Source organism: Psychrobacter sp. 1U2 (genome assembly GCF_051847575.1).
Window position 1 is genome coordinate 1 of sequence record NZ_JBPYDC010000217.1, and the last position, 1,375, is coordinate 1,375.

General features: G+C 39.3%; 2 protein-coding genes. Both read right to left on the minus strand.

Features of this window, described 5'->3' with window-relative positions; genetic code table 11:
• On the minus strand, positions 1-309 hold a 309-nt coding region (locus tag ACS8FD_RS14620; protein WP_439276389.1), incomplete at its 3' end, for a hypothetical protein.
• A gap of 3 nt (positions 310-312) precedes the next feature.
• Positions 313-1,375: hypothetical protein (locus ACS8FD_RS14625; protein WP_439276390.1), on the minus strand; the 1,063-nt coding region annotated here is incomplete at its 5' end.

Here is a 1,375-nt window from a genome sequence, read left to right on the forward strand (position 1 = left end):
AGCACCGACATCGGCCAAGTTATCCTTATGTTTGTCTGCGCGAACAGGCTGTTTTTTTTCTGTGATTGGAATCAGCTTTTCTAATATTTCAATTTCCAATACAGGATTGCTCGACTGACTCATCTCACCTGCAATGAAGTTCGCGACATCAACAGGATCTTTTCCTTCTTGCTGAGCCGCAGCAAGCTCTTCTGCTAAGGCTGGAAAACACTCTAATATCGCATTGATATAGCGAGTCTGATAGTCTTCATTTTCATTATTAGGTTGGATATTAAGCTCATACAGCTCAGAACAGTTAGGGGTATTCACAATCTAGTACTCCTTACTATTTAGCCTGCCGCTTTTATCATCGGGTATAGATATACCCAAAAGTAAGCGTCTCGCGTTTGATGCTTCTTCTACACCTAGGCCTGTTTTTCGACAGAATCGCGCCAAGTCGATGGATAAAGCCTGTTCAACTGTTAGGCTAGCTCCTAAAGTCTTTATTAATCTTTCCGGTAGTCCCTTAATCTTAGATATAGGAGTTTCTAAATATTCCTTTGGCAAAATGTCTTTAATCTGATTTTTAAAATAGTCACTTTCTAAAAACCCTACTTTGTCATCTAACGAATGACGGCTTATACTATTGTGACTTCTTGTTAGTGCGGACTGTACTTTTGAGAGAAATTCTTTTGCAAGTGGTGCTCTGTTTTGACGAATTGCACTTTTAGTCATTAATGCTTTATTAATTCTAATTTTTGGCTCATCGACTATGAATTCAATAATATCAAGGTCTTCTTCCCGTTCAGGTGGAGGGGTACGAGGTGGTGGAATAATCTCTATACATTTTCCTGATTTGAAACAAGTACAAAGTTTACGACTAGTGATAAATAAGCTTCCTATATCTGCATGAGACTCTGCGTGACTGGTTTTTGGAAGCTCTGATCTAAGAAAAACCCTGAAAGTTCCTTGGAATTTAGACGTTGTACCATCAATTGATAAAGCATCAACAATTGCTTCTATAGCCTGCCCACCACAAAGAACTCCTGAAACAATAAGTGATCCGTTAGTCACTCCATAGTTTAATGTTGGGCTTCCCAGTCCGGCATTCGAACCAAGGAAAGACACACCAGGATGACCATCATCCCAACCTATCTCAGGTGATTCAGTCGCTAATCTTTTTCTTTCTAGCCGTTGATCCACGACGTAGCCTACTGGCATATCCCAATGTTCTTCAATGTTGACACATTGAGCCGCCTTATCATTAAATGGTATGGAACTTAGTACTTCGCCTTTCGCTTTATAAAATTTGGTTTTAAAGTCTAAATGTGTTTCATCATACTCTTCAGGTGCCTCATTAATTACAGTATTTTCTGGATAGTTTCCTGTTTCTAGA